Below are 26,378 nucleotides of genomic sequence, written 5' to 3'. Positions count from 1 at the left end.
CATGACCGACCGCCAGACCCTGGACGCGACACCCATGCCAGAGACACGCCTGGACGAGACACCGCTCGTCGTCACGGACCGTGCCCACGCCGCCGACGGCGTCGTCTCCCTCACCCTGCGCCGCCCCGACGGTCAGCCGCTCCCCTCGTGGGCCCCGGGCGCGCACATCGACCTGTTCCTGGAAGGCGGTCTGATCCGTCAGTACTCCCTGTGCGGGAGCCCCTCGGACCCGGGTGCCTGGCAGATCGCCGTGCTGCGTGAGCCGCAGGGCCGCGGCGGCTCCTCGTACGTGCACGAGCGGCTCACTCAGGGAGCCGTCGTGCGGGCCCGGGGTCCGCGGAACAACTTCCCGCTGCGGCCCGCCCCACGCCATCTGTTCATCGCCGGCGGCGTGGGCATCACCCCCCTCCTTCCCATGGTCGAGGCCGCCGCTGCCGCCGGGACCGACTGGCGGCTGCTGTACGGGGGCCGCACCCGCTCCTCCATGGCTTTCCTGGACCGACTCGCCCCGCACGGGGACCGTGTGCTGGTCCGGCCGCAGGACGAGTACGGGCTGCTGGACCTCGCCGAGTTCCTCGGTACGCCGCGGGAAGGCACCCTGGTGCACGCCTGCGGTCCGGAACCGCTGTTGCAGGCGGTGCGTGAGCGGTGCGCCGACTGGCCGCCGGGCACGCTGGGTATCGAACGGTTCGCCCCGGTACCGGCCGGCGCGACGACCGACGGTCCGAACTCCGACACGCCCTTCGACGTGGTCCTCGCCCGCGCCGGTCGCACCCTGACCGTGCCGCCGGACCGCTCGGTGCTCGAGGTCCTGATGGAGGCCGGCGTACCGGTCGACTACTCCTGTCAGGAGGGCACCTGCGGTACCTGTGAGACCGATGTCCTCGACGGCGAGCCCGACCACCGGGACTCCCTCCTGGCCGAGGACGAGCGGGCGTCCGGTGACACCATGCTCATCTGCGTCTCCCGCGCGTGCGGGCCGCGCCTGGTGCTCGACCTGTGAACGGGCGCGGGTTCAGCCCGCGTTCAGGGTCTCCAGGAGTGTCCGGCGGGAGGTGTCCGCCTGGCTGACGGAGCTCGGTGCCCCGGTCGAGGAACAGCGCGCCGATGCGGGATTCCGCTACCGAACACTTGCCCATTGCCCCGCCCTTCAGGGTGGAGGTGTAGGGCATCCTTGCCATAGCGGCCCGGAGGGGAGCAGAACCGTGTAAGGGGTCCTTGCACCCTGCCCGCCCGGGTCGTGCGGCACCAGACCACGCGACCTCATCGGACGCTCATAGCGCAAGGACCCCTAAGACCTCAACTTCCCAGACCGGAAAGCTTCCTTGCTGCTTGCTGCTTGCTCGCTTCACGCTCGGCGCCATCGGACGTCGGCAACGCGAAAAGCGGCCCCGGGGTCGTGTGGTCGTATCCGCCACGACGTCCCCGGGGCCGCTTCCCCGGTCCCCGAGCCACGAACGACGGGTTACACCGGAACGGTGAGCGTCGCCGTGTAGCCCTTCTCGACGCTGCCTTCCACCGTCGCCATCTGCTGGTCGTAACCGTCGCTGAAGATGTTGTCGGTCTCGAGCGAGAGCTCACCCAGGTTCCGCACGCTCTGTTCGTAGCCGTCCGTCGCGTACACGGCGTCGCAGACATCCTTCGGCAGGGCGAGCTGCGAAGTGGAGGTGATGGAGGTGGCGTTGGTGGCGTCCTCCAGGCTGCCGTAGACCTCGAAGTGGATGTGCGGCCAGCGGCCGCTGTAGCAGCCGGGGAAGATGCTGGTGAACGTGAGCCGGCCCTCGGCGTCGGACTCCTGGACGCCGCGCAGGTAGTTCTCGTCGGTGACGCCCTCGGAGTACAGGGAGTAGTTGCCGTCCCTGTCGCAGTGCCAAAGGTAGACCGCGGCGCCCTCCTTGGGTGTGTCGCAGCCCGACGCCGCGTCCACGACGGTGAGGGTGATGGTCAGTGGTATGCCCTCCGCCTTGCCGCTCGCGGAGCCGAAGCTCGAGGTGATGTCCTTGCGGACCACACCGCTCTCCTTCAGGACGTTCACGCCGTTGGAGCCGTCGCCGGGGAAGGGGCCCGCCGTCTCCTCCGGGATCGTCTCGCAGCTCGCGTCGGAGGCGCCCGAGGAGGAACCGGAGGAGCCCGCGGAAGAGGAAGACGAGGAGGAGTTGGCGGGGGAGTTGTCCGAGTCCTGGCCCGAGCAGCCCACCAACGGGACCAGGCCCGCGCCCGCGAGCAGCCGGATCATCTTGCGGCGCTGAAGCGTGGGGAGGTCGAAGGAGAGACCTCTGTCGTGGTCGTGGAGTTCTTCGCTCATGACGGCGTGCCTTTTGCTTTCTCTTGGTCGCCCGCTGGGTTGCGGGTGACTCTAGGCAGGCCGCCTGTGGAGCGTCCCCGTGAACGCTGTGCGTTTCCTGGCAGGTTCCCAGGGGCCTCGGGTCTACTACGCTGTGCGTCGGCCGCTGTACAGTGCGTCAAAGCCTGTCACAACACGTGGAAGGCGTTAGCCTCACGGCACCCTGCAGTGTAGACATGGCATATGGTCCGACTTGTGGGTCGATCCCGGCCCCTGGTCGGACTGCTCCGACCGGTCAGCGCCCACTGGCGCCGGCCCGACTGTCCCCCACACCACTCCACGAGCGAGCGTGCAGCAGACACAGCAGCGAAACGGACAGCATCGACCACCGGCACAGCGGAAATCTCCCGAAGGTCTGACCCGGCGCACGCCGGTCGCCAGGCTGAGTTCGGTGCTGGGCGGCCGCAGCGTCGCCGGCCAGGTATTCGTCCTGCAGGTGGTCATCGTGCTGCTGCTGGTGGTGGCGGCGGCGGTGACGCTGGTCCTGCAAGTGCGGCACGACAGCACCGAGGAGGCCCGCAACCGCTCGCTCGCCGTTGCGCAGACGTTCGCCAACGCGCCCGGCACCCGTGAGGCGCTTCGCGGGCCCGATCCCACCGCGGTGCTGCAGCCGAGGGCCGAGGCCGCCCGGGAGGAGTCGAAGGTCGACTTCATCGTCGTGATGAACACCGACGGCATCCGCTACACCCACCCCAAGCCGGACCGGATCGGGAAGAAGTTCGTCGGCAACCTCGAGCCGGCGCTTCGCGGCGGAATTCTCACCGAGGAGATCAACGGGACCATCGGCCCGCTGGTGCAGGCGGTGGTGCCCGTCAAGGACCGCGGGCAGGTCGTGGGCCTGGTCTCCGCGGGCATCACCAAGTCCAGCGTCAGCAACACCGCCGAGGAGCAACTGCCGCTGCTTCTCGCCGCCACCGCTGCGGCGCTCGCCCTCTCCACGGCCGGGACCGCGCTGGTGAGCCGCCGGCTGCTGCGCCAGACCCGGGGCCTCGGCCCGTACGAGATGACGCGGATGTACGAGCACCACGACGCGGTGCTGCACGCGGTCCGGGAAGGCGTGATCATCGTCAGCGGCGACGGCCGGCTGCTGCTCGCCAACGATGAGGCGCAGCGGTTGCTCGGCCTGCCGCCGGACGCCGACGGCAGGCCCGTGCGCGAACTGGGTCTCGATGCGGACACCGCCGCCCTGCTGACCTCCGGCCGGGTCGCCACGGACGAGGTGCATCTGGTCGGGGACCGGCTGCTGGCGATCAACCAGCGCTCCACGGATCACGACGGAGGCCCGCCCGGCAGCGTCGCGACGCTCCGGGACTCGACCGAACTGCGGGCGCTGTCCGGCCGGGCCGAGGTGGCGCGCGGCCGCCTGAAGCTGCTGTACGACGCCGGTGTCCGCGTCGGCACGACCCTGGACGTGACCCGGACCGCGGAGGAGCTGGCGGCAGTGGCCGTGCCCCGGTTCGCCGACTTCGTCACCGTGGACCTCGCGAAGGCCGTCCTGGACGGCGAGGAGCCGGACGCCACGGTCGGCGCGCTGCGCCGTACCGCGCTTCGGGGCACCCGGGACGACGCTCCCCTGTACCCGGTCGGCACGGAGATCGGGTTCGTCGACTCCACGCCTCAGGCCCGCAGCCTCAGCACCGGCAAGGTCGTCTGCGAGCCGGAGCTGAAGAACGCGCCGGGCTGGCTGGCGCAGGATCCCGAGCGGGCCGCGCAGGTGGTCGCGTACGGGATCCACTCCCTGGCGACGGTGCCGCTGCGGGTGGGCGGAGTGGTGCTGGGGATCGCCAGTTTCTGGCGCTCCCAGCAGGCGGATCCCTTCGACGAGGACGACCTGTCCCTCGCCGAGGAGTTGGTGACCCGGGCCGCCGTCTCGATAGACAACGCGCGCCGCTACACCCGCGAGCACACCATGGCCGTGACGCTGCAGCGCAGCCTGCTGCCGCGCAGTCTGCCCGAGCAGAACGCCCTGGACGTCGCCTACCGGTATCTGCCCGCGGAGGCCGGCGTGGGCGGCGACTGGTTCGACGTGCTGCCACTGCCCGGCGCCCGGGTGGCCCTGGTCGTCGGCGATGTCGTCGGGCACGGTCTGCACGCAGCGGCCACCATGGGGCGGCTGCGCACCGCCGTGCACAACTTCTCCGCCCTGGACCTGCCGCCCGACGAACTCCTCGGGCATCTGGACGAGTTGGTCGCCCGGATCGACCAGGACGAGGCGGAGGCGGGGGCCGGCGCGCCGATCACCGGCGCCACCTGTCTGTACGCGATCTACGACCCCAGCACCCGGCGCTGCACCATCGCCCGGGCCGGTCATCCGCCGCCGGCGGTGGTCCGCCCGGACGGCGCCGTGGAGTTCCCCGAGGTGCCTGGCGGCCCTCCGCTCGGTCTGGGAGGGCTGCCGTTCGAGACCGCCGACCTGGGCCTGGCGGAGGACAGCCGGCTGGTCCTCTACACCGACGGCCTCATCGAGGACCGCGAGCGGGACATCGACGTCGGGCTCGACCTGTTGCGGTCCGCCCTGGCCCGCGCGGACCGGTCTCCGGAGGACACCTGCCGTGAGGTGCTCCAGGCGCTGCTGCCTGCCCGGCAGACCGACGACGTCGCGCTGATCGTCGCCGGCACCCGTGGGCTCGGGGCGGACCGGATCGCCGACTGGCACGTCCCGTCCGACCCGGCGGCCGTCGCCGAGGTGCGCGCTTCGGTCGCCCGGCGGCTTCAGGCGTGGGGGCTGGACGACCTGGCGTTCACCACGGAACTGATCCTCAGCGAGCTCGTCACCAACGCCATCCGGTACGGCGGCGCCCCGATCCGGGTCCGCCTGCTGCTCGACCGCAACCTGATCTGCGAGGTCACCGACCACAGCAGTACCTCGCCCCATCTGCGCTACGCGGCCACGACGGACGAGGGCGGACGTGGTCTGTTCCTGGTCTCCCAGCTGTCCGAGCGCTGGGGCACCCGCTACATGCCCGACGGCAAGATCATCTGGGCCGAGCAGTCGCTGCCTTCGGGGCGGTGAGCCGGCCCGTCAGTCCCTTGCGGGGGTGAGGGCTCACTCGGCGGCGGTGGGACGGTAGGTGCTGACGTGTACGCCCGTGCCGCTGGTGACGCTGGAGACCAGTTCCAGCGTGTGCAGCCCGCCGTCCCCCGGGAAGATCGTCTTCCCACCGCCGAGGATCACCGGCATGATCATCAGCCGGAGCTCGTCCACGAGCCCTTCGCCGAGCAGGGCGCGCACCAGCGTGGGGCTGCCCATGACCAGGAGGTGTCCGCCGTCCGCGGCGCCGTCGCGCAGCTTGCGGATGTGGGCGAGGGCCTCCTCGCCGGGAATGCGGGTGGTGTTCCAGGTCAGCTCCTCGTCGCCGAGCGTGTCGGACACGACGTACTTGGGCAGCGCGTTCATCCGGTCCGCGAACGGGTCGCCCGCCCTCTCCGGCCACGCCCCCGCCATCGTCCGCCAGGTGCGGCGCCCGAACAGCAGGGCACCGGCGCCGGTCACCGCCTCGTCGAAGGCTCCGCCGACCGTCTCCGGGTCGAAGTACGCGTGCGTCCAGCCGCCGTGCGCGAAACCGCCCTCGGTGTCCTCCTGCGGTCCGCCCGGCGCCTGCACGACGCCGTCCAGGCTGATGAACTCAGTGACCACGATGCGCATGGGACTCACTCCTCTTCTCACCCCGCGGGTTACGGAGATGGAGACCGCCGCGCCGCGGGGAACTCATCGCCGCCCGCCATCCCCATGGCCTGACGCAGGCCACACATTAGTGCGGGGGAACGGCGGGGTGGACCAGTCCGAGCGAGCCGTCGGGATCCACGGCGACGTGGACGTCCCGGCCGCTGATTCTGTCGAGGGTTGCCCGCAGCCACTCGCGGTCCTCGGCCGGAGCCGCCTCCAGCCGCATCCGGCGGGCGAGCAGGGGCACCATGCGCAGGCCCGCCAGCCGTCCGGTGCCGGCGTCCGCCGTGACGAAGAAGGCGAGCCGGAGATCGTCGCGGTACTGCTCGTAGCCGCCGATGCCCTCGTAGTCGTCGATGAAGTCGCCGCAGCCGTAGAGCACCAGCCGGTCGCGGTACACCTCCAGGGGGCGGGGATGGTGCGAGGAGTGACCGTGGACGACATCGGCGCCGCCGTCCACCAGTGCGCGGGCGAAGCGGATCTGCTCGCGGGGGACGGAGTATCCCCAGTTGGAGCCCCAGTGCACGGAGACGACCGCGAGGTCGCCCGGCCGTTTCACCCGCTGGATGCGGCGGACCGTCTCGTCGGCCGCGGCGGCCGACGGCTCCGCGACGTAGGCGACGCCGGGCCGCTCGGCGGTGGCGGCCCAGTCCGGGGGGATGCCGCTGGAGCGCATTCCCAGGGCGAGGACGAGGACGCGGCGGCCGGCGCCGAGGGGGACCACCGCCGGTGCGTAAGCCTCGTCGGCGTTCCGCCCCGCGCCCGCGGTCCGTCGGTCCGCGCGGGCCAGGGTGTCGAGCGTCTCGGTGAGGCCCGGGCGGCCGAAGTCCAGTACGTGGTTGTTGGCCAGGACGCAGACGTCGGGCCGGGCCACCGTCAGAGCCTCGATGTTGGCCGGGTGCATCCGGTAGTGGATCTCCTTGGCTTCCGCGAAGGTGTCACGGCGCGTGACGGAGGTCTCCAGATTCACGATCCGGACGTCGGGTGCGGCCTCCTCAAGTGTCCGGAGGGCCTCACCCCACGGCCATGACGGTGGGACCGGGACGGGGATCGGTCCGCCGGCCGCCTCCGCGCCCCGGACGTAGGAGCGGGCGTCGCCCACGTAGGTTTCCCGCAGGGCCGGATCGCCGGCGTGCGGGAGGATCTGGTCGACGCCGCGCCCGAGCATCACGTCTCCGCACAGGAACAGCGTGACCGTGCCGCCGCCCATGCTCTCCACGGTAATGCGGCGGCGTGCGCGCACGGCGGCTGCCCGGGCCCGGAGCCGGTCGGCTCGGTGGCGGCGGTTTCTGCGGTGAACCATGATGGGCTTGAGGTTGCGAGCGACACCAGCCGTGGGGGGCTGGGAGTCTCGCCATGCCCGTGCACAGGATTCGACCGGACGTCAGCGTCCTGAACGACAGTCTGGAGGTGCCCGGCCTCGGGCACCTGCCCGTCAACGCCTTTGTCCTGCACGCGGCCGAGCCAGTCGTCGTCGACAGCGGACTCGGCCTTCCGGACCGGCACTTCGTGGAAACGCTCGCCACGGTGCTGGATCCCGCCGACGTGCGCTGGATCTGGCTCACGCACCCGGACCGGGACCACACCGGCGGCATCTTCGAGCTGCTCGCCGCGGCTCCTCGGGCACGCGTCGTGACCACGTTCCTGGCCGTCGGGATCATGTCCTGCGAGCGGCCTCTGCCGCTCGACCGGGTGTATCTGCTCAATCCGGGCCAGACCCTCGACGTCGGCGACCGCACGCTCACGGGCTTCCGCCCGCCACTGTTCGACAACCCCGCCACGGTCGGGTTCTTCGAGGACCGCTCCGGAATGTGCTTCAGCTCCGACTGCTTCGGCGGCCCGCTGCCCGACAGGGAGCTCGCTGAGGCACGTGATGCCCGCCAGGTCCGTGCCGATGACCTGCGTGCCGCGCAGCTGTTGTGGGCAAGCGTGGACAGTCCCTGGGTGCGGGACGTCGACGAGCGGCGCTTCCTGGACACGTTCAAGCCGCTGCTGGACTGGGAGCCGGAGATCGTCTTCTCCACGCATCTGCCGCCCGCCCCGGGGATCACTGGGCAGATGGTCGACACGCTGGGCTCGGCCGCCGGCGCGGCGCCCTTCGTGGGTCCCGACCAGGCGGCGCTGGAGCGGATGCTGGCGGGCTTCGAGCCGGCCGGCGGGCGCAGCGGGGGTTGAGATCTCCCGGGCCGCCGCCGGACCATCGTGGGGTCGAGGCCGGGGTTCGCCACCCTGCGGCGCAACGCCCTGCGCAGAAGTTCCCACTTGAGCCCTGGGTCCCACCCAGGGGACCAGGTGTCGAGCAGTCGTGCCGCGTCCTGCGCCGAGTTCTCCGCCACCCCGTCCGCAGCGGTTCCATGCTCCGCCCGGCCGGTTGCAGTTCGCTTACAGCGCCGCTGTCCCCCTTCCGGGAACCGCCATGGCCGAAAATATGTCTCATAGCGTACGGTTCGAAGCGCGTGGCCCCGGGGGTTGCCGGAGCGCCGGGCGGTCGGGGGGAATTACTGATGAACACCTGGGCAGTTCCGGGATACGCCGAGTCACAGGAACTCGGGTCCGGCGCCAGCGGGCGGGTCGTACTCGCCGTGCACGAGGAGACCGGGGTGCCGGTCGCGGTGAAGTACCTCAGTGAGTCGTTGCGCACGCGTGAGGGTTTCGTCCACGGCTTCCGTGCCGAGGCCCGGCTCCTGGGTGGGCTGGAGAGCGACCACGTCGCCGGGTTGTACGAGTACGTCGAGGGCCCGTCGGGCGCGGCGATCGTGATGGAACTCGTCGACGGCGTCTCCCTGCGCACGCTGCTGGCGCGGGAGGGCCCGCTGCCGGCGGAGGCCGCGCTGGCGGTGCTCAAGGGGTCACTGCTCGGGCTGGCCGACGCCCACCGGGTCGGTGTGGTGCACCGCGACTACAAGCCGGAGAACGTCCTCGTCACCGAGGACGGTGTGTCGAAGCTCGTCGACTTCGGGATCGCGGCCGACGCGGGAACCACGCCCGGTGTGGCCGGAACACCCTCCTACATGGCACCCGAGCAGTGGACCGGCGCGCCCGCCTCCCCCGCCGCCGACGTCTACGCGGCCACGGCCACGTTCTTCGAGTGCCTGACGGGGCACAAGCCGTACCGCGGTGACAACTTCGCCGAACTCGCGCTGCAGCACGTCGACGCCCCCATCCCGGACGCGGAGCTCCCCGAACCCCTGCGGCCGCTGGTGCGGCGGGGACTGGCCAAGTCCCCGGAGGAACGGCCCCTGCACGCCCAGGACTTCGTCGCGGAGCTCGAGGCGGTGGCGGGCGGGACCTACGGCCCCGACTGGGAAAGCCGGGGCCACGCCCAACTGGCCGCACTCGTGGCGCTGTTCGCGCTGCTGCTGCCCTCGCGCCGGGACCCCTCCAGCGGTACCACGGACACCGCACGCACCGTCCTCAGCCAGGGGCAGGGGCACGGGTGGGCGCACGCCTGGCGGCCCGGGCTGCCCGGTATGGCGGCGTCCGGCGCGGCACTGGTCCTGGCCCTCATCCTCGCCTTCGGCGCGAACGGCGCCACCGGTGACACCGCGGAGCGCACCGCCGAGGCACTCGCCACCACCAGCGCGCAGCCCGGCATCACCAGCGGCCCCACGGAGCCGGCCGGCACGTCCGAGCCGACCCCCACGTCCAGCGAGTCGTCCGACGCGTCGCCGTCCGCCTCGACGACCGATGACCCCGGCGACCCGTCCGCCGGCCCGAGCGACACGCCCACCGGCACCACGGACGCCGGAGGGACGACGGGCACCGGCGGTACGACGACCACGGGCGGCGGCACCGGCGGCGGTACGGGTGGCGGGGGCGGCACGGGAGGCGGCACCCGTGGTGGTACAGGTGGTGGCGGCACCACCGGTGGCGGCGGGACAACCGGTGGCGGCGGGACAACCGGTGGCGGCGGGACGACGGGCGGCGGGGAGACGGTCACTCCGACCGAGACGAGCGAGCCCCCCACCGGGCCGGTCTCGCCCGCGGTCAAGGACGTCGCCGTCACCTCGTTCCGGCAGACCGGCCCGAACACGGCCGCGGCGGCCATCACCGTCACCACGGACGGCACCGGACCGATCTCCGTCACGGTCACCTGGTCCACCACCAACGGGGCAGGTCAGGCAGGCGCGTTGGACACCTCGACGGAGACCTTCCAGCGCAGCGGCGCGACCGAGTACACGCTCTCCCTCACCCATACGTTCCAGGGCAAGGACTGCTACTGGACGGTCCAGGCCACGACCAGTCCGGCATCCGCGGACGGCGGGGCATCCCAGCAGCTGACGACCCGGCAGTGTGTGATCTCATGAACCCGACCCTTCCGCTGAACGGCGGCCCCAACCCGCCCGGTGACCAGCCCGACGACGGGTACAGCGCCACGGTGCTCGGCACCCATTGGGTCCAGGGGCCGGGCGGCCAACCGTCGTACGTCCCAGGCCCGACGTACGTCCAGGGCACGGTGCCGGAGACCACCGCGTTCGCGGTCCCGACCACCGAGGAGGTGCTCCCCGACCGCGTCGAGGGCACGCTGATGCGGTTCGGCCCGGGGGTGACCGCCTACCTCGCGCACCGCACCCACCACAGCGGCTCCACCACCCTCCCGGCACCGCACCCGTTTCCGGTCCCCGGCCCCCCGCGGTCGAGGCGTCTGCGCCGGCACGTCCTCCCCGCCCTGGTGCTCCTGGCAGCGCTCGCCCTCCTCGCCTGGCAGCGCCTCACCCCGTCCCTCACGGTGCGCGACGTGCAGGTCAGCACCGAGCGGCCGGCACCGGGTTGTGACGAGACGGCGGACATCGTGGGCGCGGTCAGCACCAACGGCCGGCCGGGAACGCTGACCTACCGCTGGATCCGCAGCGACGGCTCGACGTCGGGCCTGCTGCGGGAGGAACTGGCCCGCGGCCAGAACCAGGCGCGCCTGCACCTGCGGTGGACCTTCCAGGGCGAGGGCCACTACGAGGCCACGGCCCGGCTGCGCCTGATCTCACCCGTCCAGCGCACGGTCACCGCCCGGCTGACCTACGACTGCGGGAGCTGACCGGGCGTCGGCCCGGATTCGCGGGTGCCTCGAGTACTTCTACGAGCGGTGGACCTACAACCGCCACGGCCTGCCGCCCGAGGCGGTCGACGCCTACGTACGGGCGTTCTCCGACCCCGGCGCCCTGCGCGCCGGATTCGACGACTACCGCGCCCAGGAAGCGGACCTCGCCCTCGACGAAGCGGACGCCGTCACGGGCCACCGCCTCACCATGCCGGTGCTCGCCCTGTGGGGTTCGGTCGGTCTGCCGTCCCGGCTGACCACCCGGGTTCGGGCGCGAGTACCCCGACGACGTCACCGGTGCGAAGATCCCCGAATGCGGCCGCTTCATCGCGGAGGAGCCGCCCGACGCGCTGGTGGAACACCTGCGCCGTTTCCTGACCCGCTGAGCCCGTTCAACGAGATTCGACGAGACGAAGGAAGGTCCCTGGCGCATGGCCGTCATCCATCACACGACCCTCACCCCCAGCAAGCTGGAGCTGCTCAGCGGATGGCTGCCGACGCGGCCGTGGTCCGCGGGAGGTCCTCGGCCCGAGCTGACCAAGGCGGGCGGTTTCCGGCTCGACGACCCCCAGGGTGAGGTCGGCATGGAGTTCATGGTCGTCACCGATGCCTCCGGCGAAGGGCCGCGGGCCTACCACATTCCGCTCAGCTACCGCGGCGCACCGCTCGACGGCGCCGAGCACGCCCTCATCGGGACGAGCGAGCACGGGGTGCTGGGCCGGCGCTGGGTCTACGACGGATGCCACGACCCGGTCCTGGTCGGGCAGCTACTAGCTCTCCTCGCGGGCAAGGCCGAGCCGCAGTTGCAGAGCATCAGCGACACGCCCGACCCGTCGGTCACGTACTCCCTCATGGGCACGGTGGACCAGCTCGATGCCGGGTCGGCCGCCGCCGTGGCCGACGGGCCGGAGGGCACGGACATCACCGTCGGACCGCTGACCCTGCGGGTGACCCGGCTCCTCAGGCCCCTCCCGGACGGCTCCGCCGCCGAAGCCGCCGAGCCCGAACACGCCGGACCCTCTGGGCCCTCTGGGCCCGCCGAACCCGCCGAACCCGCCGAACCCGCCGAACCCTACGCTTCGGCCGAGCCCCGGGGTCATGTCACCGCCGGATGGCGTCTGCCGGACGGCTCGGAGGTCCGTGGGCGATTCCTCGTCGCCCTGCCATGCCCGCCGCAACCTTCTGTTCACCAAAGCGACGTCTGATGTGCGCCCGAGAGGCACCTATTGCGGAGGAAAGAGCCGCACAGTCGGATACCGAACATCCCGCACATCGAGATCAGAAAGTCAGCAGACATGGGCGAGTTCCTGGTAGGCGTGGCAACGAGGATCGGCGTTGCGCTCGCCGAGGCGATCATCATGCGTCTCATGTGGGAGCTGTGGGCCGCGCTCTCGCGGTCGCTGCGCCCGACCGTCGCGCCGGCTGCCGCATAGCCCCGCGCTCGGCACAACCGCACTCCGGGCACAGCAACCCCGCGCTCTCGGCACGACGGCATCACACTCTCGGGACAGCAAGACGCCGCACTCCGGGGACACCACAGCGCGACACACTGCGCCCGGCAGCCCCTGTGACTGCCGGGCGCTCTTCGTCGTGTGCGTCGTCAGGCGCTCTTCGTGGCCGCGCCACCGGTCCGGGCACTGGTGTCCCCGGCCGGCCGCTCCGCGGGCGTCGCGGCACCTTCCTCCCGCGTCTCCTTCCTCCTGCTGCGCACCAGCCAGGTCGCTCCACCGACGGCCGCGGCGACCGGCCATTCCAGTGCTCCCGCCACGGCCATCGCTCCGAGGCCTCCGTAGAACGCGAGGTCCTTGGCCTGCGGCCGACCGGGCAGACGTGCGGTCGCGGCGCGTGCCGTGCTCGTCAGATCGCCCTTGGTGAGGTACGGCAGCGGCACCGGAGCGTGCAGCGTCCGCGTGTGGATGTGGAAGCCGGCTCCCTCGTGGTGTTCGCTCCGCGAGGCCTGCTCCGCGGATGCCTGGTCCTGCCGTACGGTCTCTGCCGTCTTGGCCATTCCCTGCCCTCCTTTCCAGGAGTAGGTGTGGTGTGCCTCTTCAATTCTCGCGCGCGTCCGACGTCGCGCGAGGGGTGAGAGCGCCTGGATCGAAGAAGGTGATCCCCGTTGCCCATGAGCCCCCCGGTACGGTCACCGGCCGGCTCGGCGCCAGGCCGGCTCGGCGCCTGGCCCGCCGGGCGCCCGATTCGCCGATCGCGCCTGCCCGGGTGACCCGCCTCACCCTGGTCACCCCGAAGAAAAATACGAACATTAGGTAAAAAGTCACCTATAAGGTCTTCTCTTCGGCAGCCCGCGTCCTATCCTGGAAGGGCCTACGGGGCGAGTGAGGGAGTTCGACCGGAGTAGCCGACTCGGGCGGAAAGCTACGGCTTCCGCTGGGGCCGACGTCGACGGTCGGACTGAGAGGCCGGAAGGTCGAGAGACCGGAAGGCGACCCCTAATCACCTGATCCGGACAATACCGGCGAAGGGAACTTGTCTCGTAGGTTTTGTCTGCCCCGGCTTTCACTGCCGGGGCTTTCGCGTGCGCGCCTTCATGCGCGGGCTTTCGCCTCCAGGCCAGCTATGTTCCTTCCGTGGCGAATGAGACCGAAGAGGGAATTGTGCCGTGAAGCCGACGCCTCCGGGTGGCCTCACCGCGGTCATGGTGGCGTTGACGCTGACCACGGGGGCGGTCGAGGCCGTCAGCTTTCTCGTTCTGGGGCCGGTCTTCACCGCGATACAGACGGGCAATCTGCTGTTCCTCGGTTTCGCGGTGGCCGGCGAGGGTGACCTGTCCGCCGCATCGTCGGCCGTTTCGCTCGGGGCGTTCGTCGTCGGGGTGATGCTCGGGTCCCGGTTCGAGTCGGGCCAGGATCTGCGCGGGCGCCGGTGGTTCGTACGCGCCCTGTCGGTGGAGGCCGTGCTGCTGGCCGCCGCGGGCCTGACGGCGTGGGACGTCAGGAGCGGCGGCGAACCGTTGTCGGTCGGCCGCTGCGCGGTGATCGCGACGGTTGCCGCGGCCATGGGCATGCGGAACGTGACGACGATGCGGGTGGGGGTGCCGGACCTGACCACCACGGTGGCCACCCGCACCCTGACGGCATTCCTCGGCGGCTCACCGCTCGCACCGGACACCAGGATCACGTCCGGCACCAGGAACGAAGGCCATCGGGCGGCGGCGATCGGCGCGATGTTCACGGGCGGACTGCTCGGTGCGTGGCTGCTGCACGAGGGCGTGCGGCCGGCGGTGGTGCTGCTGATCGCGGCCGCCGGCGTACTGGCCACCGCGGTCGTCCACGGACTCGCGCCACGTCACCGCGCAACGTAACCGCACTGAACCGGGCCGCCGTTCTCCGCCCGCGCCGCCGTCCCACACCCGTGACCCGGCGGCCGCCGCCCGCACACGCCAGTGGCCCGGCAGCCGAAGAGCTGCCGGGCCACATCTCGCACTGTTCCGCCCGAACCCGGGGACGCGTCCGCTCATGGGACGCGTGACCCGGCCGTCGGGTCAGACACCCCAGGTGCCCTGGTCGACCGCGCAGTTCCAACCGGAGCCGCGCAGCGTGAACTTGACCTTGTACGAATTCTTGTTCAGCAGACGTGTGCGGACCTTGAAGCCGAGGCTGGCCTTGCCCTTGAACGTCTTGGTGTAGACGGAGACCGTCTTCGACGTCTTGTGGGTGATCTTGCCGCCCTTGGGCCTGGCGGTGCCGAAACGGATGTTCTTCACGTTGGTCACGGTGAAGGTGACCTTCTTGAAGCTCTCGGTGGTCTTGCTTTTGATGCCGAAGTACAGACCGCCGTTGGTCACCCAGCCGTTGGAGTCAATGTAGAACCGGGTGGGATAGACGATGTTGATCGGGCAGCCGGTGCTCTGCGGCGAGGCGGTCGCCGCGGACGCGGTTCCGGCGAGGCCGAGTTGAGCGGCGGTGAGCGTCCCGGCCGTGGCCAGAACTGCGACAGTGGTGCGCTTGCGGTTGCGGTTCACTTCGGTGATCCTCTCCCCCTGAGGCCCTGATGGACCCGCCGAACAGGACGTCCGATGCCTGCATCCAGGACGCCCCGCGGATCTGTGACGCCCATATTTCATAGCATGCGAAAGCACGTACGATGTCGGCTGTCGTCGGAGCGGCACAGTGCGGTGACGGAACCCTGACATCGAAGCGTCAATTCCGTTTGCTCAATTGCAAGTTGGGCCCATGTACGGCTTGCCCGAGGGATCGCCCGGGAGGCCAAAAAACGGCGGCCCCTCCCTTCCTGCGACCTGGCCGCACTCCCCTCTGATCCATAACCAAGGCCCGGTCCGATCTGCAGCCAGGGCCGGGTCCGACCTGTGAGCGACGCACGGTTCGCGTTCTCAACTCACCCCAGTCTTCCGCCCCCTGTATTGGCCGATCCTTCATCGCTCGGAAACCCATCGAGGTCCGGTGCGTCAACGAGATCCGGGATACCGGGAGCTGAGCATGCTCATGACGATGTATGCTCCCGCTCCCGCAACTGCTCGGCCAGGAGGACGCATTGAGGACAGGCTCGGGGATCCGAAGAGTTTCCATCACGGTGGGCAGCGCCGTTGCGCTGGTAGTCGGCTTCGCGGGCAGCGCCTTCGCCGCTCCGCCGGGCGCCCTGCCGGCCAACGCGGAAGCTCTGGAGCAGGCGTTCCAGCCGGCGTACGACTACGACACCGACGGCTGCTACCCAACACCCGCCATCGGCCCCGACGGGACCATCAACGGCGGGCTCAAACCCAGCGGATCCCCGAGCGGCCAGTGCCACGACGCCTCGGACCTCAACAACACCAACGGGTACTCGCGCTACAAGTGCAACAACGGCTGGTGCGCCTACATGTACGGCCTGTACTTCGAGAAGGACCAGGCGACCATCGGCGGGCACCGGCACGACTGGGAACACGTCGTGGTCTGGGTACAGAACGGCCAGGCCCAGTACGTCTCCACCTCCGCCCACGGCGGCTTCGGCGTCCACACCCGTGACCAGGTCCGTTGGGACGGGAACCACCCCAAGATCGTCTATCACAAGGACGGCCTGAGCACCCACGCCTTCCGCCTCGCGAACTCGAACGACGAGCCGCCGGAGAACCACTACCGCACCTGGCAGTACCCGGCGTTGGTCGGCTGGAACGGCTACCCGGCGGGTCTGCGCGACAAGTTGAGCCAGGCCGACTTCGGCAGTGCCAACTTCGGTCTGAAGGACGGCAGTTTCAACAGCCACCTGGCCAAGGCCAAGCCGTCCGGCATCGCGTTCGACCCCAACGCCTGAGCAGAGGTCGGCGCAAGCGCCTTGGCGTCCCGAAACCGTCAAGGCGTGCCGGCCGGCGGAGGCCGACGGGACGGCCGCGTCCGGCGTCCCACCGGGGCAAGGCTTGGGAGCTCCGGACTTCCGAAACCCCGGAAGACCGATCACTCAGCGTCACCATCTCGTCACCAGCCCGCGACCGAACCCGAGACGACCCGACCTCCAGTCGCCCATATCATGCGAAACTGGGCAATATCTCCCGGGCGAGGCGGTAGCACCATGACACAAACCGAGATCGACATTGACTACGCGGCGGTGTTCCAGGCCCTGCCCGGTATGGTCGCGCTGCTCACCCCCGATCTCGTGTTCGCGGACGCCAACGAGGAGTTCCTGCGCACGGCCGGGCGCACCCGGCGGCAAGTGGTCGGCCGCTACCTCTTCGATGTCTTCCCCGAAAACCCGAACGACCCCACGGCCACCGGCATGCGCAACCTGGAGGCCTCGCTGCGACGCGTGCTGGCCACCGGCGAGCGTGACGCGATGGCCCTGCAGCGGTACGACGTCGAGTCCCCGGACGAACCCGGGCACTGGGAGGAACGCTACTGGAGCCCGGTCAACGTCCCGGTGCACGATGCGGACGGGAACGTGGTCCTGCTGGTGCACCGGGTCGAGGAGATCACCGAGTTCATCCGCAGCCGCGGCGTCCCCGGCGGGAGCCGGCCCCGCGTGCTGGAGGCCGAGCTCTACACCAGGGCCCGCGAGCTGCAGGAAGTCAACGAACGCCTGCGCGACGCCCACGCCCGCGAACGGGAAGTGGCGCTGGCCCTGCAGGAGGCGATGCTGCCCGCGCCCCGGCAGGTGAGAGACCACCGGGCCGCGGTCCGCTACCGCCCCGCCACCGGCGCCCTGAACGTGTGCGGCGACTGGTACGACCTGGTGGATCTGCTGGGCGGGGACCGGATCGGGGTGGCGGTCGGCGACGTGGTGGGGCACGGCCTGGAGGCCGCCGGTGTCATGGGTCAGCTGCGCAGCGCGCTGAGCGCCACCTCACGCGTCGCCGAGGGCCCGGCCCAGGCCCTGGACGTCCTGGGCCGGTATGCGCATGTGGTGGACGGCGCCGAGTCCAGCACCGCGGTCACCACCTTCATCGACTTCGACCGGCACGTCATCACCTACAGCAGCGCCGGCCATCTGCCGCCCGCCCTCATCCGCGCGAACGGCACCGTAGAGTTTCTCGACCAGGCCACCGATCCCCCGCTCGACGCCGACCCCGATCCGCTCCCCCGGCTCGAGGCCAGCACCGAATTCACCGACGGCTGCACCCTGGTGCTCTACACCGACGGTCTGGTCGAACGACGCCATGAGGACATCGACACCGGGCTCGCCCGTCTCTCGGATGCGCTCGCCCGCCACCAGGGCGCCGACCCCGAGGTCCTCGCGGACGCCGTCCTGCTCGAGCTGCTTCCGCCGGCGGGTGCCACCGACGACACCGCACTGATCATCGTCCGGCTGTGACCTCCGGCCGTGACGCGGGTCCGCACGTCAGGCGGTACCGCCGTCCTCCCGGGCCGCCGCCACGAACTTCACCTCGATGGATGCCTCGATCCCGGCCTCGGCGACGAAGGCGAGTCCTCCCTTCGCCGACACCCCCAGCCTGGCCGTCACCTCGGTGACCCCGAAGCCGTTCCCCCGGCCGCCCGAGCCCTCCATGATCGATGCCACCTGCCGCTGGATCCGCTCGAAACTCGCCTGCAAGTCCTTCAGCCGCAGCGACTCCTCGTCCACCTCGACGGAGGGCTCACGCCAAGGGAGCGAGAACGGAGCGCGCTCGGCGATCCTCTCGAGCTCTTCCTCGGCCGTGTCACCGGCGTACTCGGCGTGGTCGGTGTGATCGGGGTACGCACCGTCGGAGGGCGCCACCCGCACCAGAATGGGTACGGCTTCGAGATCGTGACGTGAGTCGGTCATCGTTCTCCAGCTGTTCCTCGGCTCGGTTCAGGACGCGATCGCAGCTTCCGTCGGCCGATCGCACTCGATTCCCCCGGTCCTCTTCCATCCCACCTCACAGCGATGGTGATCGCATCCCTGAACGGCCCCGGCCACGGAAGATGAGCCGTCAACAAGTCGCCCCACGTGCCCACCGTCTGCCTCTCATCGACCCGCGCCGGGTGACTGCCTGCGCTCGTGGCGGGGTGCCTCACGCGCGATGACGATGGGGTCCTCGATCAGCCGCACGGCCGGCGGGTCGGCGGGCGCCGGCCGCTTGTCGCCGCCCGGGTCCTCCACGAGGTGCCAGTCGCGGCAGATGCGGTCCAGGGCCAGCGGGTACAGCGTGAGGTCACCGCCCGGTGCGATGTGCAGCCGGAGGAAGCCCTTGCGCTCCTCGATGGACTGGCCCGACATCTGCCAGTCGGCGACCGCGCCCCGGCGCCGCGTCATCATCCACAGTGCGAAGACCTCCGAGCCCACCAGCGCGCCCAGCACTCCGGCGACCGCCAGACACACGGCGAGGACCAGCCATCCGGGCCACGACGCCGGGAACGGCAGCGCCACGACGACCGCGAGGATCGCCAGCGCCACCGCGAACTGCAGGAGTACGGCCGCCGTCGTCCCGGACGACGGCCGGCGCGGGCGGCCACGGACGAGCCGGCGGAGCCGGCCGATGACCGGCGGCACCACCGCGGCGGCCGCACACAGGGCGGCGAAGCCGCCGAGATCCCCGGCGCCGGCGGCACGTACCGCCGGGACGGGGCGGTTCAGCCCCATCATGAAGGCGAGCAGATAGCCCAGCAGGAGGAAGAGGACCGCGTGCACGCCGGCGGTCAGCTCGGCGAACCCGGGGTTGCGGCGGGGCAGCCAGCGCCGCCCCCACGGCTGGGCGATGCCCCAGGCGATACGGCGGGACTCCGCGATACCGGGGCTGGTCACCGGTCCGCGGACGAACTCCCTCGGCGGGTTGTCCTTCTCCCGCATCCTCGATGCGGGAGAAGGCAGCGGCAGGACGGCGGGCAGGGTCTCGGTCGACCCCAGATAGGCGCCGCCCATCCCACACGTGACCATCTGGCCGCGCCGCGGGTCCGGAGGCAGTTCGCCGGAACCGGGTGGGTCCCCGGGGAGGCGTTCGGCATAGCGGGCGTAGTGGTGCTTGTCGCCGGTCAGCCACAGCCGGATCGACGCGTGCGTCTCCTCACGCTGTCCCGTACGCGGGTCCACCCGGGTGCGGACGTAGTTGCGGTCGAACCAGTGCAGGGCGTTGAAGGCGTCGGCGTCGTGTTCGGCGCTCTCCACCCAGGTGGGTTTGGCGGAGCAGACGACGACGCCGTCACCGGGCCGTAGGTTGGCCGACAAGTGGGTCTCGAAATAGCGCAGTTGGGGCGCGTCGAGATAGGAGCCGAGTTGGCTGTCCAGGCCGACGAGCCACCAGCGCTCGGGCAGTCGGACACAGAAGTAGCTGCGGGTCTGCGCGGTCTGCCAGCCGCCGATGGCGTGTTGCTGGGCGAACATCCGCAGGAACGCGGTGAGTCCGTCGTACCAGTCGTGGTTGCCGGGCAGGGCGACCATGAGCGGCCGGTCGTCGGCGGCGGGCAGGGCCGCTCGGTAGGGGCCCTTCATGCGGTCCTCGTACGCCGTCGCGGACGCCGCCGGGTACACCTCGTCCCCGCCGAGGACGAGCAGTGAACCCCGGGTCAGCCGGGACGGCACACCGCCGGTCCCCTCGACGGTGATCTCGTCCGCGGCCAGGCTCCACGCCACCGAACTCGTCGCGTCGAAGCCGTCACCGAGGTCGGCCACATAGTCGATCCAGAGTTCCGTCGCGTCGGGGCGGCCGAGGGGGGCGTGCAGGAGTTCCGCGTCGAGCGAGCCCTGGATCTCCCGCTTGTCCGAGTAGTCGGCGAAGACATCGGCCAGCATGACCTTGACCGCGGTGCGCACCAGTTCCCGCGGTGCCAGCCAGCGCACCGCCTCTTGTGGCGTGAAGCCGAGCCGCGTCGCGTGCTCGCGCAACTCGCTTACGTTCATCCCGCTGCCCTGCTCCCTCGCCCGGCCCGCAGTGCGGGTCGTGGACGGCCACAACTCGCCCGGGAACAGCCGTTTGAAGCGTTCGAGGACACGTACGGTATGCGGTCCCTCGCTCCGGAACGTCGTCAACTGCCAGGGCGAAGCCGACTGTTCGGATGAAGATAACGTCCGCGCCGAGCACCGGTTCCGACGGGGGTTGCCGCCGGGGGCGCGCAGGTGCGGCCGGTTTTGCGTGCGGCGCCGACGCGGGTCGTCGTCGCGGGTGAAGAGGTGGTGCCAGCCACGCTCGACCGGGAGCAGGACACCCAGGACGTCGCAGTGGACGTGGCCGGTGGCGGTGGCCGGCTGGTCGGGGTCGGTGGCGGTGGCCGGGTGGTCGGGGTCGGTGAGACGGCGGACCAAGTCGGCGGCGGTGATGCTGAGCCGGAACATCAGGCTTTGTCCGAGCGTCCGTCCGGGTTCGTGTCCTTTTCCGGATGGTCGACGTCGAGTGCGATGTGACCCTGCCCCTTCTCGGTGAGGGATGGGCCGCCCGGCGGTTCACCGTGGGCGGAGGAACGCGCGGCGACGGGCGGGGCCGTGGTCGGCGCCGCCGTGGTTTCCTTCGCCGCGGTCGTCGTCGCTCGCAGCGCGATCCGCGGCTGTGCGGGCTGATCGAGGATGTGGTCGCAGGCCCGGTCGGCGAAGGCGGCGATCGTCAGGGAGGGGTTGGCGCCCACCGGTCCGGGCAGTGCCGCGCCGTCGAGCACATGCAGGCCCGGCAGTCCGAAGACCTCGCCGTAGGAGTCGCAGACGCCCTCCACCGGGTTCCGGCCCATCGGTGCGCCACCCAGCGGGTGCACGGTGACCACCCGGCGGGTCCACCACAGCGGGTTGTCGCGGAACTCGGCGCCGAGGACCTCGGCCATCTCGCTCATGGTGGACCGGACCCGTTCGAAGTAACGGCGGGACGTCCGGGTGGTCCAGTCGATGTCCAGGTGGCCGCGGCGCAGGCTCATACGGCCGTCGGGGACGTCACGTCCCATGCCGAGCAGGGGCAGCGACGACTCCGAGAAGGCCGCCGGGCCCAGCCAGGCGGCGAGTTGCCGGCTGATGTTGCTGCGCGGGTCGAGGCCCAGCCGGGACCGCAGCCGCTGCACGGCGAAGCCGGCGGTGCGGCGGATACCGCCGGGCACCTGCGCGACCTCGGCGAGCCAGTCGACGAACGCGGGGTAGCCGGCGTCCTCGATGTAGTAGCCGCGCCCCGAGGCGCCGTCGCCGTCCACTTCGTCACCGACCCGGACGGCACTGGTGATGACGCATCCCGTGCTGCTCTCCAGCCGGCGCGGACCGCCCCTCCTGCCGACGTGTCCGGTGCCCGGTCCCCCGGCGCCGTCGGTCGCGTTGACCATCAGCCCCAGCAGGTCGCCGTTGCCGCAGAACCTGGTGCCGAGCGCTCGGCTGATGCCGCGCAGCGCGGAGCGGTTGCGGAGCAACAGGTACGTCGAACCGAACGTGCCGGCCGCCAGCACCAGGCGGGCGCAGCTGATCCGGTGCAGCGGGAGCCGGGCGGTGGCCGTCCGGCTGCCTTCGTCGGCCGCGTCGTGGACGACGTAGCGCACCTCGTAGCCGCCGTCGGGGAGCGGGGCGAAACTGCGCACCTCACAGCGGGTACGGATGTCCGCGCCGTGGTGCCGCGCGGCCGACAGGTAGGTGTGGTCGAGGGTGTTCTTCGCACCGACGTTGCAGCCGAGGTCGCACTCGCCGCACATCCGGCAGGTGCTGCGGGGCAGTCCGTGGATGTTCCCGTACCCGGCGTCCGGAATCGGTGCCCCCGCCACCGGCTGGGCGCCGGCGCCGGGGGCGAAGGTGACGGCGAGCGGTGGCCGCGAGACATCGAGGCCGAGCCGGTCCGCCGCCTCGTGCAGGGCGACGGTCTTCGGTGTGTCGGGGTACGGGTACGGGGTGGCGTCGAGCATGCGCTCGACCCGGTCGTAGTGCGGGTCGAGGTCGGCGCGGCCGATCGGCCAGTGCTCGTAACCACCGCCGGGGAGCGGGGACTCGTGCACGAACCAGCGCTCGTCCTTGCGGAGCAGGACGTTGGCGTAGATGAGGGAGCCGCCGCCCAGCCCGCTGGAGACGACACCCTCCAGTCCGCGGAACGACCAGATGTCGAACAGCCCGTGCATGCCCTCGCTCGGGTCCCAGAAGTTGCGGGCCATGGCGGCGGGGGTACGCGGGAAGCTCCCCGGCGCGTAGGCCTTGCCCCGTTCCAGCACCACCACGGACCGGCCGCCCTCGGCGAGTCGGCAGGCGGCGACGGAACCCCCGAATCCCGAGCCGACGACCACGACGTCGACGTCGAGTCGGCTGTGGCGAGTTACGTTCGTCATCGGCGTCCCACCTATGACCCACTGGGTATTTTCCGGTCATAGGAAGTTAGTCAGCTATCTCCATGACACACCACTCGTTCCGCGCAAATGGTGTACACGGGTGGTAAGTGACCTGCGTGCGCTCGTCCCACGGATGGCCCCGCCCGTGGTGGGCGGGGCCATCCAGGGCCTGTGCCGGAAGTGGCGCTGCCGGCCGACGCCCGGCACGCTCCCCACGCTCGGACCCGAGCTCGCGCGGGGGACCCCCATCGACGCCGCCCGGCCCGCCCTTCGGGCGAACGACGCTACTTCCGACACAGGCCCCAGCCGCTACCGCGACCGCTGCGCCTCAGGTGCCCCCTGAGGTGCCAGGGCATAGCCCGTGGGGCGGGCGGTGAAGGAGCCGCGGCCCTGGGTCCGGCTGCGCAACCGGGTCGCGTAGCCGAACAGTTCGGCCAACGGCACCGTCGCCGTGATCACCGCGGCGCCCGCTCGGACGGTCGAGCCGGAGACCCGGCCGCGACGGGCCGCCAGATCCCCCAGGACGGAGCCGACCGCGTCCTCGGGGACGGTGACCGTGACCTCGACCACCGGCTCCAGCAGGGCCATCGCGCTCGCCCGCAGCGCCTCCCTGAGGGCGAGTCGGCCGGCCGTCCGGAACGCCATCTCCGACGAGTCCTTCGGATGGGTGGCGCCGTCGGTCAGCACGACCCCGAGACCGGTCACCGGGTGACCGCCGAGCGGGCCCTCGGCAAGCGCGTCCCGGCATCCAGCCTCCACGGCCCGCACGTACTCCTGCGGTACCCGTCCGCCCACGACACTCGAACGGAACGCGAACCCCGTCACCGTCTCCAGGGGTTCGACGTCCAGCACCACGTGCGCGAACTGGCCCGCGCCACCGTCCTGTTTGACGTGCCGGTACACCAGTCCGGACACGCCGCGGACGACCGTCTCCCGGTAGGCCACCCGCGGGCGGCCGACACCGACGGCCAGGCCGGCCTCGCGCCGGATCCGCTCCACCGCCACCTCCAGATGCAGCTCGCCCATCCCCGACAGCAGGGTCTGCCCGGTCTCCGGGTCGGTCCGCACCGTCAGCGAGGGATCCTCCTCGGCCAGTCGTGCCAGTGCCGTTGCCAGCCGGTCGGTGTCCGTGCTCCGGCGGGCCTCGACGGCCACCGAGACGACCGGGTCGGCGACACCGGGAGGTTCGAGCAGCAGCGGAGCCGCGGGCGCACACAGGGTCGCCCCGGGCCGGGCCGACTTCAGCCCGACGACGGCGACGATGTCCCCGGCCACCGCACGGTCCACCTCCGCGTGCCGGTCCGCCTGGACCCGCAGGATCCGGCCGACCCGTTCGGTGCGTCCGGCGCCCACGTCCAGCACGGTCTCCCCCTTCCGCAAGGTGCCCGAGTACACCCGCAGGAACGTCAGCCGTCCCGTGGCGGTCGACTGCACCTTGAACGCCAGTGCCGCGAACGGCGCCCGCGGGTCGGCGGGCCGCTCCTGGACCGCGCCGTCGACGGTGCCGCGCACGGCGGGTACGTCCGGCGGCGCGGGCAGGTACGCCACGACGGCATCGAGGAGCGGCTCGATGCCGCGGTTGCGGTAGGCGGAGCCGCACAGCACGACCACGCCCTCACCACTGTGAGTCAGGTCCCGCAGCGCCCTCGCGAGCGACGGCGCCGAGAGTTCGCCCCGCGCGCAGAACTCCTCCAGAGCGAGGGGATGGAGTTCGGCGACCGCCTCCTGAAGCGAGCGGCGTCGGCGCAGCGCCTCCTCCCGCAGTGCGTCCGGTACCGGGCTCTCCCGCACGCCGTCCCGGCCGTCCGCCCAGACCAGCGCCCGCATGCGCAGGAGGTCCACCACACCGGTGAAGCCGTCCTCCGCACCGATCGGCAGCTGCACCACCAGCGGAGCCGGGTGCAGCCGCCGCCGGATCGACTCGACGGCCGTGTCCAGGTCGGCGCCGGCGCGGTCCAGCTTGTTGACGAAGGCGATCCTCGGCACACCGTGCCGGTCGGCCTGCCGCCACACCGACTCGCTCTGCGGCTCGACCCCCGCGACCGCGTCGAACACTGCGATCGCGCCGTCGAGCACCCGGAGCGAGCGCTCGACCTCGTCGGCGAAGTCGACATGGCCCGGTGTGTCGATGAGGTTGATCCGGTGTCCGCTCCAGTCGCAGCCGACCGCCGCGGCGAAGATGGTGATGCCGCGGTCGCGTTCCTGGGAGTCGAAGTCGGTGACGGTGGTGCCGTCGTGGACCTCGCCGCGTTTGTGGGTGGTTCCGGCGGCGTACAGGAACCGTTCGGTGACGGTGGTCTTCCCGGCGTCGACGTGGGCGAGGATGCCCAGGTTGCGGACGGCGGTCAGGGGGCGGTCGAGGTGACGGCTCGGGTTGGTGCGCACGGCCCTTGGCCTTTCGGGTGAACAGGTGAATGAGGCAGCGCGATTTCCCGGACGAACGGCAGGCGCCGGGCGACGCCCGGCGGCCCTTCGGCGTACGCTCCTGCGGCCCGCACGGCCACAGGGCCGTACGGCGAACCGGAAGGGGGTGGAAGGGCGTGCGTCAGGTGTTCGTCGCGGGCATCCGGTTCCGGCCGCGCAGCCGGCACCGGATGGACGAGGACACCAGAATCACCTCGTGGAGGGAGCGGGGAACGACGACAGCGGTGCGGTAACGCACGGCCCGGCTCCCCTCGCTCGTCACGGCGCGCGCTGCGAGGGCCCGCGGCGCGCGATTCGTCGGCGAGTCTAGGGAGCCGGCCGGGGACCGCGCACCGGGTTTTCAGGCGCGGTTGTCGGCGGCGGAGGCGATCAACTGGTCGATGAGGGCGATCAGTACGTCACGGCACGACTTGCGTTCCCGCGCGTCGCACAGCAGTACCTGGGTCCCCTCGGGCAGCGCCAGCGCCTCACGGATCTCCTCGGGCGAGTAGGGGTGCTCACCGTGGAAGCCGTTGACGCCTATGACGAACGGTATGTTGCGCCGTTCGAAGAAGTCGATGGCGGCGAAGCTGGACTTGGGCCGTCGTACGTCGACGAGGACCACGGCGCCCAGCGCGCCGACGGCGAGGTCGTTCCACATGAACCAGAACCGCTGCTGCCCGGGCGTACCGAACAGGTAGAGCACGAGTTCCTGGCTGATGGTGATCCGGCCGAAGTCCAGGGCCACGGTGGTGGCATTCTTGTCCTCGATGCCGTCGAGGTCGTCGACCCCCAGGCCGGCGGAGGTCAGGCGTTCCTCGGTGCGCAGCGGGATGATCTCGCTGACCGATCCGACCATGGTCGTCTTGCCGACGCCGAATCCGCCGGCGATCAGTATCTTCACCGTGTCGGGTGCTTCAGCCACCCGCTGGGCGGTGTGGTCAGAGCCGGCCAAGGCCGTCCCTCACTTTCTGCAGCAAGTGGATGTCCTGGGATGGGGAGACGACGCGAGGTGGGTGCACGGTGATCCGGCCCGCCTCCAGCAGGTCGCAGAGCATGATGGCGACCACGCTCATCGGCAGGTCGAGCAGGGCCGCGAGCTCCGCGACGGCGATCGGTTTTCCGCACATGCGCAGAATGCGGGCGTGTTCGGGCTGTTGCCGGCCGCGCCGGGCGGGCGGCGGATCGACGGCGCTCACCACCGTGATCAGGGTGAACTCGTTACGGGGCCTGGTCCGGCCCCCGGTCAGCGCAAACGGCCGCACCAGGCGGCCACCCGCGTCGCCTCCGCTCACC

The 26,378-nt window shown here is 71.2% G+C and carries 20 protein-coding genes; 9 read left to right on the top strand and 11 right to left on the bottom strand.

Features of this window, described 5'->3' with window-relative positions; genetic code table 11:
* The first annotated feature begins 34 nt into the window (after positions 1-34).
* A complete protein-coding gene (locus tag EF387_RS10955) occupies positions 35-1,003 on the top strand; it encodes a PDR/VanB family oxidoreductase (RefSeq protein WP_128376330.1) in 969 nt (322 codons plus the stop codon).
* Between the two features lie 462 nt (positions 1,004-1,465).
* Here the strand turns inward: EF387_RS10955 and EF387_RS10950 are convergent, their stop codons facing one another.
* Complete coding sequence (locus tag EF387_RS10950) at positions 1,466-2,305, bottom strand: intradiol ring-cleavage dioxygenase (protein ID WP_128376329.1); 840 nt, start codon at positions 2,303-2,305, stop codon at positions 1,466-1,468.
* 394 nt (positions 2,306-2,699) lie between these two features.
* Here EF387_RS10950 and EF387_RS10945 point away from each other — a divergent pair, with 394 nt between their 5' ends.
* Entirely contained in the window at positions 2,700-5,357 is a 2,658-nt protein-coding gene (locus EF387_RS10945) for a SpoIIE family protein phosphatase (protein WP_420802562.1), read from the top strand.
* Between the two features lie 33 nt (positions 5,358-5,390).
* Here EF387_RS10945 and EF387_RS10940 read toward each other — a convergent pair whose 3' ends face one another.
* Together EF387_RS10940 and EF387_RS10935 are read right to left on the bottom strand one after the other, a co-directional pair.
* Entirely contained in the window at positions 5,391-5,990 is a 600-nt protein-coding gene (locus EF387_RS10940) for a dihydrofolate reductase family protein (protein ID WP_128376327.1), read from the bottom strand.
* A gap of 106 nt (positions 5,991-6,096) precedes the next feature.
* A complete protein-coding gene (locus tag EF387_RS10935; protein WP_128376326.1) occupies positions 6,097-7,221 on the bottom strand; it encodes a CapA family protein in 1,125 nt (374 codons plus the stop codon).
* A gap of 146 nt (positions 7,222-7,367) precedes the next feature.
* On the opposite strand from EF387_RS10935, the gene EF387_RS10930 reads away from it, so the two are divergent.
* From EF387_RS10930 to EF387_RS10910, 4 genes are all read left to right on the top strand, one after another.
* A complete protein-coding gene (locus EF387_RS10930; RefSeq protein ID WP_128376325.1) occupies positions 7,368-8,186 on the top strand; it encodes an MBL fold metallo-hydrolase in 819 nt (272 codons plus the stop codon).
* A 329-nt stretch (positions 8,187-8,515) separates the two neighbouring features.
* Positions 8,516-10,318 (top strand): serine/threonine-protein kinase, encoded by a 1,803-nt coding sequence (locus EF387_RS10925; RefSeq protein ID WP_128376324.1) that lies wholly within the window; start codon positions 8,516-8,518, stop codon positions 10,316-10,318.
* Positions 10,315-11,043, top strand: coding sequence for a hypothetical protein (locus EF387_RS10920; RefSeq protein ID WP_128376323.1), 729 nt, complete (start codon positions 10,315-10,317; stop codon positions 11,041-11,043). Before EF387_RS10925 ends, EF387_RS10920 begins: the two co-directional genes overlap by 4 nt.
* A 434-nt stretch (positions 11,044-11,477) precedes the next feature.
* Positions 11,478-12,251, top strand: a complete 774-nt coding sequence (locus EF387_RS10910) for a maltokinase N-terminal cap-like domain-containing protein (protein WP_128376322.1) — start codon at positions 11,478-11,480, stop codon at positions 12,249-12,251.
* Positions 12,252-12,646: 395 nt separating this feature from the next.
* Here EF387_RS10910 and EF387_RS10905 read toward each other — a convergent pair whose 3' ends face one another.
* Positions 12,647-13,054 (bottom strand): hypothetical protein, encoded by a 408-nt coding sequence (locus EF387_RS10905; protein ID WP_128376321.1) that lies wholly within the window; start codon positions 13,052-13,054, stop codon positions 12,647-12,649.
* 609 nt (positions 13,055-13,663) lie between these two features.
* Here EF387_RS10905 and EF387_RS10900 point away from each other — a divergent pair.
* Positions 13,664-14,365 (top strand): YoaK family protein, encoded by a 702-nt coding sequence (locus EF387_RS10900; protein ID WP_238431437.1) that lies wholly within the window; start codon positions 13,664-13,666, stop codon positions 14,363-14,365.
* A gap of 180 nt (positions 14,366-14,545) precedes the next feature.
* On the opposite strand, the gene EF387_RS10895 is transcribed toward EF387_RS10900, so the two are convergent.
* Positions 14,546-15,025: a hypothetical protein gene (locus EF387_RS10895; protein WP_128376320.1), complete on the bottom strand. Its 480-nt coding sequence runs from the start codon at positions 15,023-15,025 to the stop codon at positions 14,546-14,548.
* Positions 15,026-15,516: 491 nt separating this feature from the next.
* Here EF387_RS10895 and EF387_RS10890 point away from each other — a divergent pair, with 491 nt between their 5' ends.
* Together EF387_RS10890 and EF387_RS10885 are read left to right on the top strand one after the other, a co-directional pair.
* Positions 15,517-16,311, top strand: a complete 795-nt coding sequence (locus tag EF387_RS10890; protein ID WP_128376319.1) for an NPP1 family protein — start codon at positions 15,517-15,519, stop codon at positions 16,309-16,311.
* 255 nt (positions 16,312-16,566) lie between these two features.
* The gene (locus EF387_RS10885) at positions 16,567-17,802 is read left to right on the top strand and encodes a PP2C family protein-serine/threonine phosphatase (RefSeq protein WP_128376318.1); all 1,236 of its coding nucleotides are present in this window, start codon (positions 16,567-16,569) and stop codon (positions 17,800-17,802) included.
* 27 nt (positions 17,803-17,829) lie between these two features.
* Here the strand turns inward: EF387_RS10885 and EF387_RS10880 are convergent, their stop codons facing one another.
* From EF387_RS10880 to EF387_RS10855, 6 genes are all read right to left on the bottom strand, one after another.
* Entirely contained in the window at positions 17,830-18,255 is a 426-nt protein-coding gene (locus EF387_RS10880) for a Pepco domain-containing protein (protein WP_128376317.1), read from the bottom strand.
* 183 nt (positions 18,256-18,438) lie between these two features.
* Positions 18,439-20,739, bottom strand: a complete 2,301-nt coding sequence (locus EF387_RS10875) for a metallophosphoesterase (RefSeq protein ID WP_128376316.1) — start codon at positions 20,737-20,739, stop codon at positions 18,439-18,441.
* Positions 20,739-22,679, bottom strand: coding sequence for a GMC oxidoreductase (locus tag EF387_RS10870; RefSeq protein ID WP_128376315.1), 1,941 nt, complete (start codon positions 22,677-22,679; stop codon positions 20,739-20,741). Before EF387_RS10870 ends, EF387_RS10875 begins: the two co-directional genes overlap by 1 nt.
* Before the next feature lie 309 nt (positions 22,680-22,988).
* Positions 22,989-25,064, bottom strand: coding sequence for an elongation factor G (gene fusA / locus EF387_RS10865; protein WP_128376314.1), 2,076 nt, complete (start codon positions 25,062-25,064; stop codon positions 22,989-22,991).
* 379 nt (positions 25,065-25,443) lie between these two features.
* Positions 25,444-26,037 (bottom strand): GTP-binding protein, encoded by a 594-nt coding sequence (locus tag EF387_RS10860; RefSeq protein WP_128376313.1) that lies wholly within the window; start codon positions 26,035-26,037, stop codon positions 25,444-25,446.
* Positions 26,024-26,377, bottom strand: a complete 354-nt coding sequence (locus EF387_RS10855; protein ID WP_128376312.1) for a DUF742 domain-containing protein — start codon at positions 26,375-26,377, stop codon at positions 26,024-26,026. Before EF387_RS10855 ends, EF387_RS10860 begins: the two co-directional genes overlap by 14 nt.
* Between the last annotated feature and the right edge of the window lies 1 nt (position 26,378).

This window comes from Streptomyces cavernae (genome assembly GCF_004023625.1).
In the GTDB taxonomy this organism is placed as follows: Bacteria; Actinomycetota; Actinomycetes; order Streptomycetales; family Streptomycetaceae; genus Streptomyces; species Streptomyces cavernae.
Note: the sequence above shows the minus strand (reverse complement) of the source record. Positions and strands in the feature narration are given on the sequence as shown.